The organism is Streptomyces sp. NPDC093089 (genome assembly GCF_044754405.1).
Lineage (GTDB): Bacteria > Actinomycetota > Actinomycetes > Streptomycetales > Streptomycetaceae > Streptomyces.
The window spans coordinates 472,623-491,399 of the sequence record NZ_JBIVPA010000004.1; the positions used below are offsets into that span (position 1 = coordinate 472,623).

An 18,777-nucleotide genomic window follows, 5' to 3' on the forward strand; every position below is an offset into this window, starting at 1 on the left:
AATTGTGCTCATGACAAGCCGTTACTTCCCAGGTATGATCACCCGCGGTATTCAGGGGGGTACTCGGGCGGTCGCCTGTGCTCTCGTCCACCGCTGGTCGGACCAGGAGGCGCGCGCTGATGCTCGACGCACCCCAGGGCGAGGACGACCCTCACGACGCGTGCGGGGTGCAGGCATCCCGCATGGCGCTCCAGGTGACGCTCGGGACGCTCGCCGGCCACACGGTCGTCACCGTGATGGCCGTCCGCGAGGAGAACCCCGGCCCCGCGCGCCTCGCGTTACTCGCCCTCGGCATGGTGGCCGTCCTCGCCCTCCAGTACGCGCACTCCACCCGAAGACCGCGCGACTGGCCCGTCCGCACCCGCGCGCTGACGCTGTCCGCGCAGGCCGTGGTCACCTTCCTGCCGCTCGTCTGGCTCGGGATGCCGTGGGGCGCGATGGCCGGACTGCTCGCGGGCTCGGTCCTCCTCGCCGTCCCCGGCCGGCTCCGCTGGCCGCTGTACGCCTCCGTCATCGCCGCCATCGTGGCCGCGGTCGTCGCCATCGCCGGACCCGGCAAGGCGGCCTACGGACTCGGCGCCACACTGCTCGCCAGCCTCATCATCTACGGGGTCAGCTCCCTGTCCGACCTGGTCGCGGAACTACGCGACACGCGGCGCGAGTTGGCCGGCATGGCCGTCATCCAGGAACGGCTGCGGGTCGCCCACGACCTGCACGACCTGCTCGGCTACAGCCTCTCGGCCATCGCCCTGAAGAGCGAACTCGGCTACCGGCTGCTCCCGACCGCGCCCGACCGGGCCAGGTCCGAGGTGGCCGAGGTGCTCGGCATCGCCGGCGAGGCCCTGGCCGACGTGCGGGTCGTCGCCACCGGCTACCGCGACATGTCCCTGGCCGACGAGGCCGAGTCCGCGCTGTCGGTGCTGGCCGCCGCGCAGATCGAGGCCGAGGCCGACCTCGCCTGCGGTCCGCTGCCGCGCGACGTCGACACCGTCCTCGCCATCGTGCTCCGCGAGGCCGTCACCAACGCCCTGCGCCACAGCAAGGCGCAGCAGTGCACGATCCGCGCGACCCGCAAGGGCGGCACGATCTCCCTGCTGATCCGCAACGACGGTGTCGGGGAGGCCGGCCTCGACACGCTCCCCGCGGGCGGCAGCGGGCTCGGCAACCTGACGACCCGGCTGCGCGGCATCGGCGGCGAGCTGAGCGGCGGCCCGGCCGAGGACGGCTGGTTCGAGGTCGTCGCCCGCACCCCGGTCGTCCCCCGACCCGAAGAGCACCGCGCGGAGCCCGAGCCCGAGGACCAGCTCAAGGCCGCCAGGCCGTGGGCGCCGCGGATGGCGCGGGCCATGCTCCTGGCCGTGCTGGCCGGCTACACGCTGATCACCGTGATCAACGTGGCGGCCACCACCCCGTCCGGGGCCGCCTTCCTGGCCTTCCTCGGCTGCCTCGCCGTCGTCGTGACCGTACAGGTGCTGCTCTCGCTGCGCCCCGCGCACACCTGGCCGGCGTACGGGCGGTCGATCGGCCTGGGCGTGCTGGCCGTGGGCACGTACGCACCGCTGCTCTGGCTCGGCGGGCCGTGGGGTTCGATGGCCGGGTTCCTTGCCGGATCGTTCCTCTTCACCGTGGGCGGAAGGCTCCGATGGGTGCTCTACGCGGCCTCGGTGGCCGTGATCGCGCCGGTGGGGGCGACCGCCGGGGACTCGCTCTACGAGATGGTCTACGAGACGGACTCGTCGCTGATGGCGGGCCTGGCCGTCTACGCCTTCACCGCGCTCTACCGGCTGGTCAGCGAACTCCACGAGGCCAGGGGCGCGTTGGCGCGGATGGCCGTCGCCCGCGAGCGGCTGATCGTGGAGCGCGAGCTGCACCAGGTGCTCGGGTCGAGCCTCTCCGAGGTCACGATGAAGTGCGCGCTCATCCACCGGATGCTGCCCCGGTCGACGGAGCCCGCGCAGGAGGAGCTGACGACCGTCCTCGAGATCTCGCGTCAGGCGCTCGCGGACGTGCGGCTCGTGGCGCGGGGGTACCGCAGTCAGCCGGAGGAGCACGAATCGCCGTACGCGGTCGCGCGTTCGGGTGCCACGCATTGACGGTTCGCGGGTAGGTTAAGGCGCATTACATACCTTCAAGGAAGGTAAAAGGGGGACAAGTGGAGAATCGGGTGATCAGAATTCTCCTCGCCGAGGACATGCACATGGTGAGAGGGGCCCTGGTCGCGCTGCTCGAACTGGAGCCCGACCTTGAGGTCGTCGGCGTGGTGGACCGAGGGGACCTGATCGTCCCCACCGCCCTCGAATGCCGGCCGGACGTAGCCGTCATGGACGTCGACCTGCCGAACATGGACGGGCTCACGGCCGCGGAGACGCTGCACGACCTGCTTCCGGACTGCCGGACGCTCATCATGACCGGGCTCGGACGCCCGGGTCTGCTCCGCCGGGCGATGGCAGCGCGCGTCTCGGGGTTCCTGCTCAAGGACTCCCCGGCCGAAGGGCTCGCACAGGCGGTCCGGGAGGTGTTCGCGGGACGCAGGGTGATCAACCCGCAGATCGCCATGAGCGCCTGGGACATCGGCGAGAACCCGCTGTCCGAGCGCGAGACCGAGGTCCTGGGCATGGCCGCCCAGGGCGACGAGCCCAGTGAGATCGCCGCGAAGCTGCATCTGTCGATCGGCACGGTACGCAACTACCTGACGACGACCGTGATGAAGCTGAACGCGCGCAACCGGCTCGACGCCGTCCGCATCGCCACCGAGGCCGGTTGGCTCGCCTGACGGCGGAGGCGGGCCGCCACCCGCGACCGGTCCTCGACCGGTGATCCAGCGACGCGCTCGAAGATGCCGACATACGGCGAGGTGAGAGCACCTCCGGTCGGCATGAGGAGTGCGAGATGCGCAAGGTCGTTTCCCGGGACGGCACGACGATCGCCTACGAGAAGGCGGGCGAAGGCCCGCCCCTCGTGCTTCTCAACGGGTCGTTCCGCGACCACACGATCTTCGACGCCCTGGTGCCCGAACTGACGCCCCACTGCACCACGTACGTCTACGACCGGCGGGGCCGCGGCCTGAGCGGCGACGCGCCCGAGTACGCCGTCGAGCGCGAGATAGAGGACCTGGAGGCGGTCATCCAGGCGGCCGGCGGCGAGGCCGTGGTGTTCGCCGGGTCCTCCGGCGCGAACCTCGCGATCGAGGCGGCGCTCGCCGGCGCCCCCATCACCAAGCTCGCCCTGCACGAGCCCTTCTTCCGGGTCGACGGCTTCCCGAAGCCCGTGTGGAACTTCGCGAAGACGCTCCGGGTCCTCCTCACCGAGGACCGCCGCGACGAGGCGGTCGAGCACTTCCTCGGCGGCTTCCTCGGCTTCACCCCCGACACCATCGCCGAGTGGCGCAAGGGCCCGATCTGGGCGATGAACGAGGCCAACGCCCACACCCTCGCGTACGACACGCTGATCTGCGGCGACTACACCGTCCCGGTGGACCGGCTCGCGACCTACGAGACCGAGACCCTCGTCCTCAACAGCGACGGCACCAGCGCCTGGCTGCGTGCGGCGGCGCAGGCGACGGCGGCGGCGCTGCCCAACGGCCGGGGCCTCGAACTGCCCGGCTCCTGGCACCGGATCGACATGGACGTGCTCGGCCGGACCCTGGCCGAGTTCGCCACCGCCTAGGGGACGTCGTGCCGGGCGCCGCGAGCCCGGCCGGTCGGCACGACACGCCCTGGGTCCTGTCCGGAAAGCAGCACCTCACCTTCGGGGAGAACATCGCCGTGACCACAGCTCACGTCCAGGAGGCCGGCGGGGACACCGCGGCCCGGGCCCGCGGTGCCACCGTGTGGCTGACCGGGCTGCCCAGCTCGGGCAAGACCACCCTCGCCCTCGCCCTCGCCGGCCGCCTGCGGGCCGAGGGGCACGAGGTCGAGGTGCTCGACGGTGACGAGATCCGCGCGTTCCTGTCCAAGGGGCTCGGCTTCACGCGGGAGGACCGGTACGCCAACGTCACCCGGATCGGCTTCGTGGCCGAACTGCTCGCCGCGCACGGCGTGAAGGTGCTGGTGCCGGTCATCGCGCCGTACGCCGACTCCCGCGCCGCCGTCCGCGCGCGGCACGCCGCCCGGGGCACCGAGCTCGTCGAGGTCCACGTCGCCACCCCCGTCGAGCTCTGCTCGGCGCGGGACGTGAAGGGGCTCTACGCCAAGCAGGCCGCGGGCGAGATCTCCGGCCTCACCGGCGTCGACGACCCGTACGAGGCACCGGAGAACCCGGAGCTGCGCATCCGGACGCAGGGCCGCTCGGTGGCCGAGTCCGCCACCGAGCTGCACACCTTCCTGACCGAGAGGGGCCTGGCATGACGACCGCGACCCGCCGTCCGACCGAGGCGTCGGAGAACCCGTTCGCACTGTCGCACCTGGACGCCCTGGAGGCGGAGTCGGTGCACATCCTGCGTGAGGTGGCGGGCGAGTTCGAGCGGCCGGTGATCCTCTTCTCCGGCGGCAAGGACTCCATCGTCATGCTGCACCTGGCGCTGAAGGCCTTCGCGCCCGCACCGGTGCCGTTCGCGCTGCTGCACGTCGACACGGGCCACAACTTCCCCGAGGTCCTCGCCTACCGCGACCGTGTGGTGGCCGAGCACGGGCTGCGCCTGCACGTCGCCTCCGTCCAGGAGTTCATCGACGCGGGCCGGCTGCGGGAGCGCCCCGACGGGACCCGCAACCCGCTGCAGACCGTCCCGCTGCTCGACGCCATCGAGTCCCACCGCTTCGACGCGGTGTTCGGCGGCGGCCGCCGCGACGAGGAGAAGGCCCGCGCCAAGGAGCGGGTGTTCTCGCTGCGCGACGAGTTCGGCGCCTGGGACCCGCGCCGCCAGCGCCCCGAACTGTGGGCGCTCTACAACGGCCGCCACGCGCCCGGCGAGCACGTCCGCGTCTTCCCGCTGTCCAACTGGACCGAGCTGGACGTCTGGCAGTACGTCGAGCGCGAGGGCATCGAACTGCCGGCGATCTACTACGCGCACGAGCGGGAGGTCTTCGCCCGCGACGGGATGTGGCTGACCGCGGGCGAGTGGGGCGGGCCCCGGGAGACCGAGCGGGTCGAGAGGCGGCTGATCCGCTACCGCACGGTCGGCGACATGTCCTGCACCGGCGCCGTCGACTCCGGCGCCGCCACCAACGCGGACATCATCGCCGAGATCGCCGCCAGCCGCCTCACCGAGCGCGGCGCCACCCGGGCCGACGACAAGCTCTCCGAGGCCGCCATGGAAGACCGCAAGCGCGAGGGGTACTTCTAGCCGTGACCACGTCCGTGACCACCACTCAGGAGGCCCCCGCCGCCTCGCTGCTGCGCTTCGCCACCGCCGGGTCCGTCGACGACGGCAAGTCCACCCTGGTGGGCCGCCTCCTGCACGACTCCAAGTCGGTCCTCACCGACCAGCTGGAGGCCGTCGAGGCCGCGTCCATCAAGCGCGGCCAGGAGGCGCCCGACCTGGCGCTGCTCACCGACGGCCTGCGGGCCGAGCGCGAGCAGGGCATCACCATCGACGTGGCCTACCGCTACTTCGCGACCGCCCGCCGCCGGTTCATCCTCGCCGACACCCCCGGGCACGTGCAGTACACCCGCAACATGGTCACCGGCGCCTCCACCGCCGAACTCGCCGTCGTCCTCGTCGACGCCCGCAACGGCGTCGTCGAGCAGACCCGCCGCCACGCCGCCGTCGCCGCCCTGCTGCGCGTCCCGCACGTCGTCCTCGCCGTCAACAAGATGGACCTCGTCGACTACGCCGAGCCCGTCTTCGCCGCCATCGCCGAGGAGTTCACGACCTACGCGGCGTCCCTCGGGATCCGGGACGTGGTGGCGATCCCGCTGTCCGCGCTCGCCGGCGACAACGTCGTGGAACCGTCCGCGCACATGGACTGGTACGGCGGCCGGACCCTCCTGGAGCACCTGGAGACCGTCCCCGTCGGCAGCGACCCGAGCCAGGAGCCCGTGCGCTTCCCCGTCCAGTACGTGATCCGCCCGCAGACCGCCGAGCACCCCGACTACCGGGGCTACGCCGGCCAGCTGGCCTCCGGGGTGCTGCGGGTCGGCGACCCGGTCACCGTCCTGCCGTCCGGGCGCACCACCACCGTCGCGGGCCTCGACGCCCTCGGCGAGGAGGCGGACACCGCCTGGGCGCCCCAGTCGGTCACCGTCCGGCTCGCCGACGACATCGACGTGTCCCGCGGTGACCTGATAGCCGCCGGCGGCCGGGCACCGGTGCCCACCAAGGACATCGAGGCGAGCGTCTGCCACCTGGACGAACGCCCGCTGCGGGTCGGCGCCAAGGTGCTGGTCAAGCACACCACCCGTACGGTGCGGGCGCTGGTCAAGGACATCTCGTACCGCATCGACATCGGCACCCTCGAACAGCGCTCCGGCGCCGAGGGGCTGAACGGCAACGACATCGGCCACGTGGTGCTGCGCACCGCCGAGCCGCTGGCGCTCGACAGCTACACCGACAACCGGCGCACCGGATCGTTCCTGCTGATCGACCCGGCCGACGGCACCACGCTCACCGCCGGCATGGCGGGCGAGGCCTTCGGGACCGCGGGCGCGGCCGGCGACCGGGACCGGTTCCGGTGCGAGGGGGCGTGAGGCGGGCGGCCGCCCGGGCCGCCGTCGCGCTCCTGGCCGTCACCGCACTGCTGTCGTCCTGCGGTTACGGGTCCCGGGCCGGCGGCCCCGACCCGGCGGTGGAGCCCGTGGCGGGCACCGCGGGCCCGCGGCTCTCCGCCGACACCGTGCGGATCGGCTACTTCGCGAACCTGACCCACGGCACCGCCCTGGTGGGCCTGCGCAAGGGCCTGTTCCAGAAGGAGCTGGGCGCGACCCGGATCCGCACCCAGGTCTTCAACGCCGGCCCGTCCGCGATCGAGGCGCTCAACGCGGGCGCGGTCGACCTCGCCTGGCTCGGCCCCTCCCCCGCGATCAACGGCTACACCCGCTCCGGCGGCACGTCCCTCCGGATCGTGGCCGGTTCGGCCTCCGGCGGCGTGAAGCTCGTCGTGAACCCGGCGCGGATCGCCTCGCCCGACGACCTGCGGGGCAAGCGGATCGCCACTCCCCAACTGGGCAACACCCAGGACGTGGCCCTCCTCCACTACCTGGCGGGCCGGGGCCTCCGGGTGGACGCCGCCTCCGGCGCGGGGGACGTCTCCGTCGTCCGCACGGACAACAAGGTCACCCCGAACGCGTACTCCTCCGGCGCCGTAGACGGCGCGTGGGTGCCCGAGCCGACCGCCTCCCGGCTGGTCGCGCTCGGCGCGAAGGTGCTGCTCGACGAGCGGTCGCTGTGGCCGGACGGCAGGTTCGTCATCACCCACCTCGTCGTCTCGCAGCGGTTCCTGGCCGCGCACCCGGACGTCGTCGAGGCCGTGCTGCGCGGCTCGGTGGCCACCCACGCGTACATCAGGGACCACCCCGAGCGGGCGAAGGCCGAAGCGGACGCCCGGATCCGGCAGGACACCGGCAAGGCGCTCCCGCCCGCCGTCCTCGACCCGGCCTGGCGGAGCATCGAGTTCCTCGACGACCCGCTGGCCGGGACCCTGCGGGCCGGGGCGGACCACGCGGTCGCCGCGGGCCTCCTCGAACGGCCCGACCTCGCCGGGATCTACGACCTGGCCCCGCTGAACAGGGTGCTGAGGGCGGCGGGGCGGCCCGCCGTGCCGGACGCCGGACTCGGCACGCCCAGGTAGCACCCCCGTACCCCGACCATCCCGCAGGAGGTGTCCGGCATGACCACGGCACTGACCACCCCGCAGAACGCTCCGGAGGACGCCCCGAAGGGCTCCCCGGCCGGCGTCCAGGAGACCGCCCCCGTGACGGATCCCGCGACGGATCCGGGAGCCGGCGCCGGGACCGCGGGCGGGCGGCCCGCCGTCCGGCTCGCGCACGTCTCCAAGTCCTTCGGCCGCCCCGGCGCGGCCGCCCCCGTGCTCGACGACATCAGTCTGGACGTGGCCCCGGGCGAGTTCGTCACCCTGGTCGGTGCCTCGGGCTGCGGCAAGTCCACGCTGCTCAACCTGGTCGCCGGGCTCGACGAGCCGGGCTCCGGGACCATCGAGGTGCCCGGCGCCCGCCCGGCGCTGATGTTCCAGGACCACGCGCTGTTCCCGTGGCTGACCGCGGGCGGGAACATCGAACTGGCCCTGCGGCTGGCCGGCGTCCCGCGCGCGGAGCGGCGGCCCGAGGCCGAGCGGCTCCTGGAGCTCGTCCGCCTGGGCGGCGCGCACGGCAAGCGGATCCACGAGCTGTCCGGCGGGATGCGGCAGCGGGTGGCCCTGGCGCGTGCGCTCGCCCAGGGCGGCGGGGTGCTGCTGATGGACGAGCCGTTCGCCGCGCTCGACGCCATCACCCGCGACGTGCTGCACGACGAGCTCAGCCGGATCTGGCGGGAGCGCGCGCTCACCGTCCTGTTCGTCACCCACAACGTCCGCGAGGCCGTCCGGCTCGCGCAGCGCGTCGTCCTGCTCTCGTCCCGCCCCGGCCGGATCGCGCGGGAGTGGCGGATCGACCTGCCGCGGTCGCTGCGCGCCGAGTCCGCCCGGGCCGCGGAACTGACCAACGACATCACCGAGCACCTGCGTGGGGAGATCCGCCGCCATGTCCCGCAGTGACACCCTCCCCACCCCGCCCCCGGTGGACGACTCCGCCGGGGTCGGCGCCGGTCTCGACGCCCTGGAGGCCGTGCGGGCGCCGCGCGCCACGCCCGGCCGGGTGCTGCGGGAGAAGGTGCTGCCGCCGGTGCTCGGCGCGGTCCTGGTGCTCGGCGCCTGGCAGTTGGCGTACAGCCTGCGCCTGACCGGCCCGGACAAGCTGCCGAGCCCGGCCGCCGTGTGGGCCGCGCTCGGCGACCTCTGGTACGAGGGCACGCTGTTCTCGATCATCTGGACCAGCGTCTGGCGCGGGTTCTCGGGCTTCCTCGCGGCCGTCGCGATCGGCACGCCGATCGGTCTGCTGGTCGCCCGGGTGAAGCCGGTGCGGGCCGCCTTCGGGCCGGTGCTCTCGGGGCTCCAGTCGCTGCCGTCGGTGGCCTGGGTGCCGGCCGCGGTGATCTGGCTGGGCATCGACGACTCCGCCATGTACGCGGTGATCCTGCTCGGCGCGGTGCCGTCGATCGCGAACGGGCTGATCGCCGGCGTCGACCAGGTGCCGCCGCTGTTCCTGCGGGCCGGCCGGACGCTCGGCGCGACCGGGCTGAGCGGTGCCCGGCACGTCCTGCTGCCGGCCGCCCTGCCCGGCTACCTGGCGGGGCTCAAGCAGGGCTGGGCGTTCTCCTGGCGTTCGCTGATGGCCGCCGAGCTGATCGCGTCCTCGCCCGACCTGGGGCTGGGCCTGGGCCGGTACCTGGAGAACCAGCGGGAGTTCTCCGACATGGCCGGCGTGCTGCTCGGCATCCTCCTGATCTTCGTCGTCGGCGTCGCCGTGGACCTGCTGGTCTTCGCTCCCGTCGAGCGGCGGGTGCTGCGCGCCCGGGGGCTGCTGGTCGCCGCCGATTAATTCCTGCGTTCCGATCGAAAAGGGGCGGTTCCTTCGGGGAACCGCCCCTTTCACGTTGCCTCTTCAACCTCTCCAGCGGAATTCGATACACCTCCGACCCCTCCTTGAGGGACATCGCACAAGGTGGCGGTGGGTGGTTCCCGGCGAATGGAGATTGACATGGGCGCGAGGCTCAGGTCCGCCATGCGATCCCTATCGAAGAACTTCGGTGAGGGCCTGATGTGGATGGGTTTTGCGTGGAGCGGAATGTATCCCCCCTACGACGGGAGGGACTTCGGGATCCCGCTTACCGACCAGCCCTGCCAGCCACCGCTGTCGGAAGAGGAGCTCGCCGCATGGGCGGCACTGGTCAAGCATCTGCGATAGGCGCAGCAAATCATCGAGGAGGCGGTCGAATGCACAGCAATCTGATAGTGGCCAGAATGGATTCTCGTTCGAGTGCTGACGTGGCGCGGCTTTTCGCGGCTTTCGACGAGACCGACATGCCGCACCGCATGGGGACTCGGCGACGTCAGCTTTTCATGTACAACGGTCTTTACTTCCACCTTCAGGACTTCGACGACGACAACGGCGGCGAGCTCATCGAACAGGCGAAGAGCGATCCGCGCTTCGTCGGGATCAGCCAGGACCTGAAGCCGTTCATCGAGGCCTACGACCCGGCGACCTGGCGTTCGCCGGCGGACGCCATGGCGAAGCGCTTCTACACCTGGGAGTCGGCGTGACCGGCCGGCGCGTGGTCATCACCGGCGTCGGCGTGACGGCTCCGGGCGGCATCGGGACCAAGAACTTCTGGAGTCTGCTCAGCGAGGGCCGCACGGCGACGCGGGGGATCACCTTCTTCGACCCGACGCCGTTCCGTTCCCGGATCGCGGCCGAGATCGACTTCGACCCGTACGAGCACGGCCTCACCCCGCAGGAGATCCGGCGGACCGACAGGGCCGCGCAGTTCGCGCTGGTCACCGCCCGCGAGGCGATGGCCGACAGCGGTCTCGAACTGGGCACGGTCGAGCCGCACCGGGTGGCCGTGGCGGTCGGCAGCGCCGTGGGCGCCACCATGGGCCTCGACGAGGAGTACCGGGTCGTCAGCGACGGCGGCCGGCTCTCCCTCGTCGACCACGAGTACGCGGTCCCCCACCTCTACAACTACTTCGTCCCCAGCTCCTTCGCAGCCGAGGTCGCCTGGGCGGTCGGCGCCGAGGGCCCCTCGACCGTGGTCTCCACCGGCTGCACCTCGGGCATCGACTCGGTCGGCTACGCGGCCGAGCTGATCCGCGACGGCTCGGCGGACGTGGTCGTCACCGGTGCCACGGACGCGCCGATCTCGCCGATCTCCGTGGCGTGCTTCGACGCGATCAAGGCGACCACGCCGCGCAACGACGACCCGGAGCACGCCTCCCGGCCCTTCGACCTCACCCGCAACGGCTTCGTCCTCGGCGAGGGCGCAGCGATGTTCGTCCTGGAGGAGCTGGAGTCCGCGCGTCGGCGCGGTGCCCACATCTACGCCGAGATCGCCGGCTACGCCAGCCGCTGCAACGCCTTCCACATGACCGGGCTGCGTCCCGACGGCCGGGAGATGTCCGAGGCGATCCGCTCGGCGCTCGACGAGGCGAAGCTCGCCCCGGAGGCCGTCGACTACATCAACGCGCACGGCTCGGGAACCAAGCAGAACGACCGCCACGAGACGAGCGCCTTCAAGCGCAGCCTCGGCGAGCACGCCTACCGAACCCCCGTGAGCTCGATCAAGTCGATGGTCGGGCACTCGCTCGGCGCGATCGGCTCGATCGAGATCGCCGCCTCCGTCCTTGCCATGGAGAACAACGTGGTGCCACCGACCGCCAACCTGCACAAGCCCGACCCCGACTGCGACCTCGACTACGTGCCGCTGACCGCGCGCGACTGGCGCACCGACGCGGTACTGACCGTCGGCAGCGGCTTCGGCGGTTTCCAGAGCGCGATGGTCCTCGCCCGACCGGACAGGAACACGACGGCATGAGCACCCAGGTCGTGGTGACCGGCATCGGCATCGTCTCCCCCAACGGCTTCGGCACGGAGGAGTACTGGGACGCCACCCGCGCGTCCAGGAGCGGCATCCGCCGCATCACGCGCTTCGACCCGGAGCGCTACCCGTCCAAGCTCGCCGGCGAGGTGGACGGCTTCGAGGCCAAGGAGCACCTGCCGAGCAGGCTCATCCCGCAGACCGACCGGATGACGCAGCTCGCCCTCGTCGGCGCCGAGCACGCCCTGGGCGACGCCGGGGTGAGCACGGAGGACGCGGACGAGTACGGCATGGGCGTGATGACCGCCAGCACCTCCGGCGGCTTCGAGTTCGGCCAGGACCAGCTGCAGAACCTGTGGAGCCAGGGCAGCCAGTACGTCAGCGCGTACCAGTCCTTCGCCTGGTTCTACGCGGTGAACACCGGCCAGATCTCGATCCGGCACGGGCTGCGCGGTCCGAGCGGCGTCGTCGTCAGCGACCAGGCGGGCGGGCTCGACGCCCTGGCGCACGCGCGCCGGCTGGTCCGCAAGGGCAGCGACCTGATCCTGTCCGGCGGTGTCGACGCCGCCATCTGCCCGTGGGGGTGGGTGGCCCAGCTGACCACCGGGGACATGAGCACGGACGAGCGGCCCGACCGGGCGTACCTGCCCTTCGACGCCGAGGCGTCCGGCTACGTGCCCGGCGAGGGCGGCGCCCTGCTGATCCTGGAGGACGCCGAGGCGGCGCGCCGGCGCGGCGCGACCCGGGTCTACGGGGAGATCTGCGGCTACGGGTCGACGTTCGACCCGGCGCCGGACAGCGGGCGGGAGCCGACTCTGCGGAAGGCGATCGAGGTCGCGCTCGCCGACGCGGGCCTGTCCGCGGGCGACGTCGACGTCGTCTTCGCCGACGCGGCCGGCACCCCGGAGCTCGACCGGATCGAGGCGGCGGCGATCACCGGGGTCTTCGGGCCGCGGGCGGTCCCCGTGACGGCGCCCAAGACCATGACGGGCCGGCTCGGTTCCGGGGCGGCGCCGCTGGACGTGGCCACCGCCTTCCTGGCCATGCGGGACGGGGTGATCCCGCCGACGGCGAACGTCACCCCCTCCCCCGACTACGACCTCGACCTGGTCACCGAGGAGCGGGTCGCGCCCGTGACCACGGCGCTCGTGCTCGCACGGGGCCGCGGCGGCTTCAACTCCGCCGTCGTCGTGCGTTCCGTCGACTGGAACTGACCTCAAGAGCCGAACGAGCCGCACAAGCCGAAAAGAGAAGGAGACCAGGGTGAGCACCACCGGGTCGGCCACCGCTCATCTCCCCGCCCAGAAACGCCGCATCCTCCGGCTGTTCCGCCCGTACCGGCGGAGCCTGCTGTTCGTCGCGGCGCTGGTCGTGGGATCGTCCCTGGTCTCCCTCGTCAACCCGTTCCTGATCCGCGAGATCATGGACGTGGCACTGCCTCAGGGCCGGACCGGGCTGCTGTCCGCACTCGCCCTCGGCATGATCGTGGTGTCGATCGCGACGAGTACGTTCAACGTCTGGCAGACCCACGTGTCCGCCAAGATCGGCCAGCTCGTCATGCACGACCTGCGCACCGCCGTGTACGGGCACCTCCAGCGCATGTCGCTGGCGTTCTTCACCCGGACCCGGACGGGCGAGGTGCAGTCGCGCATCGCGCACGACATCGGCGGGATGCAGGTCACCGTGACGACCACGGCCACGGCGCTGGTGTCGGACGTGACCATCGTCATCGCCACGACCACCGCGATGGCGGTGCTCGACTGGCGGCTCACGATCGCGTCGCTGGTGATCCTGCCGGCGTTCGTGTGGGTGAGCCGGCACGTCGGCGACGAGCGGCGGACCATCACCCGCGACCGGCAGCGGCAGTTCGCCGACCTGTCCTCGATCGTGCAGGAGTCGCTGTCGGTCAGCGGGATCATGCTCGGCCACACCATGGGGCGTTCGCGGTCGCTGACGGACAACTTCGCCCAGCAGTCCCGGAAGCTCACCGAGATCGAGGTGCGGGCGAGCACCTCGGGCCTCTGGTACCAGTCGACGATCTGGATCGTCATGGCGTCCATGCCCGCGATCATCTACTGGGTGGCGGGTCTGACCGGCAGCGGCGGCCACATGGCCATCACGATCGGTGCGCTGGTCGCGTTCACCACGCTCCAGCAGGCCCTGTTCCGGCCGGCGCAGCGGCTGCTGACCATCGGGATCGACCTCCAGAGCTCGCTGGAGCTCTTCGGCCGGATCTTCGAGTACCTCGACCTGCCGGTCGACGTCGCCGAGCCGGAGCGTCCCGTCGAGCCGAAGGAGCTGCGGGGCGAGGTGCGCATGCGGGGCATCGGCTTCTCGTACGCGTCGGCGGAGCGGCCGACGCTCGCCGGGGTGGACGTGACGGTGCCCGCCGGGCACAGTCTCGCGATCGTCGGGGAGACCGGTTCGGGCAAGACGACGCTCAGCTACCTCATCCCGCGGCTGTACGACCCGACGGAGGGCACGGTCACGATCGACGGCGTCGACGTGCGCGACCTGTCGTTCGCGACGCTCGCCGCCACGGTCGGGGTGGTCTCCCAGGAGACGTACCTGTTCCATGCGACGGTGGCCGACAACCTTCGGTTCGCGAAGCCGGAGGCGACCGACGAGGAGTTGGTCGCGGCGGCCCGGATCGCGCAGATCCACGACTACCTGATGTCGCTGCCGGACGGGTACGACACGGTGGTCGGCGAGCGCGGGTACCGGTTCTCCGGCGGGGAGAAGCAGCGCCTCGCCATCGCCCGCGCCATCCTGCGCGACCCGCCGATCCTGGTGCTCGACGAGGCCACCAGCGCACTGGACACCCAGACTGAGCAGGCGGTTCAGGGAGCCATCGACGCGGCGAGCGCCGGCCGTACGACCATCACGGTGGCCCACCGGCTGTCCACCATCCGGGACGCGGACGAGATCGTCGTCCTCGACCGGGGCAGGGTCGCCGAGCGCGGCACCCACGACGAACTCCTCGCCCTCGGCGGCCACTACGCGACGCTGGTCAACCGGGACACCGAGATGGCGGTGGCGCTGCGGTAGCAGGTGTCCCAAACACAAGCGGAACAGGATTGGCCGGAAAGCTGCAGCCGAACTCGAGCACGACGTGAGCGGACGTTCCTAGCTTCCCCGCATGGAACCGACACATCCCGAAGGAATCGACCTTCCCGGACCGAACCGGCGTACCGTGCTCCGCTACGGCTCCGTCGCCGGCCTGGCCGCGATGGCCGCCGCGGTCCCCGCCTTCACCAGGTCGGGGGCCGCGGCCGTAGCCGCCCCCGGCGCGCCCGAGCCGTCGGCCGCCGGGCTGATGCTGACCAAGTTCAGGGACCCGCTGCGGATCCCGCAGGTGCTCCGCCCCCGCGAGCGCGGCGACCACGACGAGCTGACCGTGCGCATGCGCACCGCCGACGTCACCCTGCACTCGGAACTGCCGCCGGTGACGATGTGGACGTACGAGGGCGTCTACCCGGGGCCGACGATCGAGACGGTCAGCGGCCGGCCGCTGCGGGTCGCCTGGGAGAACCACCTGACCGGCGACATACCGGTGACCGCCGTCGACTTCGGCCAGGCCAAGGGCCCGATGACCGACCCGCTCTCCAACTACCCCGGCGCGGAGGGCTGTCAGGAGGTGCCCGGGGTGGCGGCGATGCCGCCGTGGGGCGCCGCGCACCTGCACGGCATGCTGACCGGCGGCGGCAACGACGGCTGGATGGAGAACCTGATAGGCCCCGGCGACGTCCAGCTGTCGGCGTACCCGAACGCCCAGGCCGCCACGACGCTCTGGTACCACGACCACACCCACCACCTCAGCCGCTTCAGCGTGTACGCCGGGCTCGCCGGCCTCTTCGTCTCGCGCAACGCGGAGGAGCGGGCGCTCGGCCTGCCCAAGGGCGCGCACGACGTGCCGCTGGTCCTCACCGACCGCAACTTCGCGACGGACGCGTCGGGCGCGCTCACCGGCCGGCTGCTCCACAAGGTGGAGATGGTCGGCGCGCAGCGGCTGATGCGCCCGCACGCGGCCCCGTACACCCTGGTCAACGGTGTGATCTGGCCCTACCTGGAGGTCGATCCGCGCTGGTACCGCTTCCGGATCGTCAACACCGCGAACTCCCGGATCTACCGGCTGATGCTCCTCGCGGACGGCGTGCCCGTGCCGGGCGCGTTCCAGGTGATCGGCACCGACCACGGCCTGATCGACCGGCCGGTGGCGGTGGACGGGGCGATCAACCTGTCCCCCGGCGAACGGGTCGACGTGCTGGTCGACTTCAGTGCGTTCCGCGGGCGGGCGGTGAAGCTGGTCAACACCCTCCAGGGCGTCACGCCCGGTGCCCCCGACCGGCGCAACGACCTCCTCGAACCCGACGTCATGCAGTTCCGCGTCGCCGACCGGAAGCCCTCGAAGCGGTTCACGCCGCCCGAGGTCCTCTCCCCCACCTTCAAGCGGCTCACCCACGACGACCTGCCGCACGACCACGGGCACCGGTGGATCGTGACGGTCGGCCCCGGCACGGGGAACGCGCCGGAGCTCTGGGAGATGGAGGAGATCGACCCGGCGGGCCTGGTCTTCCCCGCCGCCGGCGTCGTCCAGGTCCGGAACGCCGAAGGCACCGTCACCACGCTGCGCCGGACCTCGATGGCGTACGACGACGGCAACACGATCACCACGGCGCACGGCGGCACCGAGATCTGGAAGTACCTCAACCTCACGGCCGCGCCCCACCCCATGCACATCCACCTGGCCCACTTCCAGGTGATGTCCCGGGAGAGCTACGACATCACCGGCTTCGACCGGATCGCCCGCGGCTCGGCCCGGCCGATCGCCTTCAAGGCGACGTCGGTGCTGGAGCCGCACGAGCTCGGGGAGAAGGACGTCGTCCGGGTCGGGACGGCGGGCCAGATCGTGCCCGGCCCGAACGGCACCCCGGGCGAACTGGTCACCGTGGCCGTCCGCTTCCCGGTGGTCGGCCGGGGCGTGCACCACTGCCACATGCTGGAGCACGAGCAGCACATGATGCGCCCCCTCGTGGTGACCCCGGCTGCGCACCTGCACGGCGGCGGGCACCACTAGAGGCGTCTTCGCGAGCATGCCGGTGCCCGCGCCGGGGGACGGACGCGGGCACCGACGGACGGGGGCGGCTCAGGGGTTCAGGGGTTCAGGACCCAGGCCGACGGGTGGGCGGTGAAGCCGATGTGCGGGTAGTACTCGGCCGCCGCGGGCGCGGAGAGCAGGACGATCTTGGCCGTCGGCGCCTCCTTGCGGGTGGCGTCGATGAGTTCGCGGCCGATGCCCGAGCGCTGGTGGTCGCGGACGACGGCGATGTCGGACAGGTAGGTCACGTAGGAGAAGTCCGAGATGCTGCGGGCGATGCCCACGAGCTCGCCGTCGACGCGGCAGGTGACGACCAGGTTGGCGTTGCGCACCATGGCGGCCATGCGCTCGGTCTCCTCGATCGGCCGGCGCTCGCCGAGGCCCGACTCGCGGTAGACCCGCAGAACGTCCCCGAGGTCGAGGTCGGGGCCGTTCTCCCGCTCAATGCTCCAGCTCACGAAGGTTCTCCAACCGCTTGTAGATGACGTCGTGGTGTACCAGGTAGCGCTCGGGCCCGACGGGATCGGCCTCGATCCCCTCGGTCCTGAGCAGGGTGAAGAAGTCCTCGCCGTTCGCGGCGTCCTGGATCATGCGGTAGGTCTTCTCCCGCTCGCTGCCGCCCTCCAGGAGGTCGGCGAGGACGGCGGAGCTGTACGCGAGGCCGTTGGTCTGGTCGATCGCGGACCGCATCCGGTCCGGGAACACCTGGAGGTTCCGGACGAGGTCGGCCGCCGCGGTCACCTGGTAGTGCGCGACGGTGAACGCGTCGGGCAGGACGACCCGTTCGACGGACGAGTGGGAGAGGTCCCGCTCGTGCCAGAGCGCCACGTTCTCCAGCATCGTCCCGGCGTAGCCGCGCAGCAGCCGGGCGAGGCCGGAGAGCCGCTCGCTGGTCGTCGGGTTCCGCTTGTGCGGCATGGCGCTCGACCCCTGGTAGGCGGCCGTACGCGGCTCCTCCACCTCGCGGACCTCGCTGCGGGACAGCAGCCGGACCTCGACGGCGATCTGCTCGACGCAGGCGCCGAGGGTCGCGATCGCCTGGACGAGCTGGGCGTGCCGGTCGCGGGCCACGACCTGGCTGGGCGCCGGCTCCACGCCGAGGCCGAGCGCGGCGCACACGTGCTGCTCGACGAAGGGGTCGATCAGCGCGTACGTCCCGACGGAGCCGGAGATCGTGCCCACCGCGACCTGCTCCCGGGCGTCCACGAGGCGCCGGACCGACCGGTCGACCGCGAAGGCGAAGCCGGCGATCTTGTGGCCGAAGGTGGTGGGTTCGGCGTGCATGCCGTGGGTGCGCCCGATGCACGCCGTGTCCCAGTGCTCGACCGCCTTGTCGACGAGTACCCCGCGCAGCCGCTCCGCCGCGCCGATCAGGAGGTCGCAGGCCCGGGCCAGGGTGTGCCCGAGCGCCGTGTCCACCAGGTCGTAGCTCGTCATCCCGAGGTGCACCCAGCGGGCGGAGTCGTCCGGCAGGTCCTCGCAGAACGCGGACAGGAAGGAGAGGATCTCGTGGTCCCGCTCCCGCTCCAGCTCCGCGACGCGCGCCGCCGCCGGCACCCTGGCCCGCCGGATGTCCTCCAGGGCGGCCTCGGGGACCCGCCCGAGCAGCGCCTGGGCCTCCGAGGCCAGCACCTCGACCTCGGCCCAGGTGGTGTAGCGGGCCTGGTCGGACCAGAGCTCCGCCATCTCGGGCAATGCATAACGAGCGATCACGACCGTCGTACCTCCTCAGGAATGGCCGCGGGCCCGCCGGAAACGACGGCGCGGCGCACCGGATTTCAGGCGACCTTGCGGACGATCTCCACGACGCCGGAGTTCACGAGGGTCCGGATGTCGTCGTCGCCGCCGGCGAGGGCCAGGTCCATGTCGTGCAGCCGCTCGACGATGCCGTGGACGACCTTCTCGGTGTGGGTCTCCTCGGTGCCCTCCCAGATCAGGTCCGGGAAAACGGTCAGATACACCTTGTCGTTGCCCTGCGTGTAGATGTTGACTTCCATGACGTCCCGGAGAGCCATTCGGGCGTTGTAGATCAGCGTGTTCATGGAGACCACCGACTTTCTGTATCCGCTTTTTAAGAGGCTTTCTCGCCTGCACGTCCTGACCATATGGTGGTCAGGACCCGGTGCGGCGGCAACAGGGTCGAGTGTTCACCGTG

The 18,777-nt window shown here is 71.8% G+C and carries 17 protein-coding genes; 14 read left to right on the top strand and 3 right to left on the bottom strand.

The window, feature by feature from the left end; translation table 11 throughout:
• Window positions 1–119: 119 nt before the first annotated feature.
• The 14 genes from ACIQFX_RS12095 to ACIQFX_RS12160 all read left to right on the top strand — a co-directional run bounded on the left by ACIQFX_RS12095 (window position 120) and on the right by ACIQFX_RS12160 (window position 16,601).
• Entirely contained in the window at window positions 120–2,093 is a 1,974-nt protein-coding gene (locus ACIQFX_RS12095) for a histidine kinase (protein ID WP_402461323.1), read from the top strand.
• 71 nt (window positions 2,094–2,164) lie between these two features.
• Window positions 2,165–2,773 (top strand): DNA-binding response regulator, encoded by a 609-nt coding sequence (locus ACIQFX_RS12100; protein ID WP_367828037.1) that lies wholly within the window; start codon window positions 2,165–2,167, stop codon window positions 2,771–2,773.
• A 116-nt stretch (window positions 2,774–2,889) separates the two neighbouring features.
• Window positions 2,890–3,666 carry an alpha/beta fold hydrolase gene (locus tag ACIQFX_RS12105; protein WP_402461325.1) on the top strand — a complete coding sequence of 259 codons (777 nt, stop codon included), beginning with the start codon at window positions 2,890–2,892 and terminating at the stop codon, window positions 3,664–3,666.
• Between the two features lie 98 nt (window positions 3,667–3,764).
• Window positions 3,765–4,346, top strand: coding sequence for an adenylyl-sulfate kinase (gene cysC / locus ACIQFX_RS12110; RefSeq protein ID WP_402461328.1), 582 nt, complete (start codon window positions 3,765–3,767; stop codon window positions 4,344–4,346).
• Window positions 4,343–5,281, top strand: a complete 939-nt coding sequence (gene cysD, locus ACIQFX_RS12115; RefSeq protein WP_402461329.1) for a sulfate adenylyltransferase subunit CysD — start codon at window positions 4,343–4,345, stop codon at window positions 5,279–5,281. Before cysC ends, cysD begins: the two co-directional genes overlap by 4 nt.
• 2 nt (window positions 5,282–5,283) lie before the next feature.
• Complete coding sequence (locus tag ACIQFX_RS12120) at window positions 5,284–6,624, top strand: sulfate adenylyltransferase subunit 1 (protein WP_402461331.1); 1,341 nt, start codon at window positions 5,284–5,286, stop codon at window positions 6,622–6,624.
• On the top strand, window positions 6,621–7,724 hold the full coding sequence (locus ACIQFX_RS12125) for an aliphatic sulfonate ABC transporter substrate-binding protein (protein WP_402461333.1): 1,104 nt from the start codon (window positions 6,621–6,623) through the stop codon (window positions 7,722–7,724). The genes ACIQFX_RS12120 and ACIQFX_RS12125 overlap by 4 nt, the downstream gene beginning before the upstream one ends.
• 39 nt (window positions 7,725–7,763) lie before the next feature.
• Complete coding sequence (locus ACIQFX_RS12130) at window positions 7,764–8,645, top strand: ABC transporter ATP-binding protein (RefSeq protein ID WP_402461335.1); 882 nt, start codon at window positions 7,764–7,766, stop codon at window positions 8,643–8,645.
• Entirely contained in the window at window positions 8,632–9,528 is an 897-nt protein-coding gene (locus ACIQFX_RS12135) for an ABC transporter permease (protein WP_402461337.1), read from the top strand. Before ACIQFX_RS12130 ends, ACIQFX_RS12135 begins: the two co-directional genes overlap by 14 nt.
• Before the next feature lie 395 nt (window positions 9,529–9,923).
• Window positions 9,924–10,250 carry a TcmI family type II polyketide cyclase gene (locus ACIQFX_RS12140; RefSeq protein WP_366310151.1) on the top strand — a complete coding sequence of 109 codons (327 nt, stop codon included), beginning with the start codon at window positions 9,924–9,926 and terminating at the stop codon, window positions 10,248–10,250.
• A complete protein-coding gene (locus tag ACIQFX_RS12145) occupies window positions 10,247–11,521 on the top strand; it encodes a beta-ketoacyl-[acyl-carrier-protein] synthase family protein (protein WP_402461340.1) in 1,275 nt (424 codons plus the stop codon). Before ACIQFX_RS12140 ends, ACIQFX_RS12145 begins: the two co-directional genes overlap by 4 nt.
• Window positions 11,518–12,738, top strand: coding sequence for a ketosynthase chain-length factor (locus tag ACIQFX_RS12150; RefSeq protein ID WP_402461342.1), 1,221 nt, complete (start codon window positions 11,518–11,520; stop codon window positions 12,736–12,738). The genes ACIQFX_RS12145 and ACIQFX_RS12150 overlap by 4 nt, the downstream gene beginning before the upstream one ends.
• Before the next feature lie 49 nt (window positions 12,739–12,787).
• On the top strand, window positions 12,788–14,572 hold the full coding sequence (locus ACIQFX_RS12155; protein ID WP_402461343.1) for an ABC transporter ATP-binding protein: 1,785 nt from the start codon (window positions 12,788–12,790) through the stop codon (window positions 14,570–14,572).
• 91 nt (window positions 14,573–14,663) lie between these two features.
• The gene (locus ACIQFX_RS12160) at window positions 14,664–16,601 is read left to right on the top strand and encodes a multicopper oxidase family protein (RefSeq protein WP_402461345.1); all 1,938 of its coding nucleotides are present in this window, start codon (window positions 14,664–14,666) and stop codon (window positions 16,599–16,601) included.
• A 77-nt stretch (window positions 16,602–16,678) separates the two neighbouring features.
• On the opposite strand, the gene ACIQFX_RS12165 is transcribed toward ACIQFX_RS12160, so the two are convergent.
• The 3 genes from ACIQFX_RS12165 to ACIQFX_RS12175 form a co-directional block, all read right to left on the bottom strand.
• The gene (locus ACIQFX_RS12165) at window positions 16,679–17,080 is read right to left on the bottom strand and encodes a GNAT family N-acetyltransferase (protein ID WP_402461347.1); all 402 of its coding nucleotides are present in this window, start codon (window positions 17,078–17,080) and stop codon (window positions 16,679–16,681) included.
• Complete coding sequence (gene purB / locus ACIQFX_RS12170; protein ID WP_402461349.1) at window positions 17,064–18,335, bottom strand: adenylosuccinate lyase; 1,272 nt, start codon at window positions 18,333–18,335, stop codon at window positions 17,064–17,066. Before purB ends, ACIQFX_RS12165 begins: the two co-directional genes overlap by 17 nt.
• Before the next feature lie 65 nt (window positions 18,336–18,400).
• Complete coding sequence (locus tag ACIQFX_RS12175) at window positions 18,401–18,664, bottom strand: hypothetical protein (RefSeq protein WP_402461350.1); 264 nt, start codon at window positions 18,662–18,664, stop codon at window positions 18,401–18,403.
• Between the last annotated feature and the right edge of the window lie 113 nt (window positions 18,665–18,777).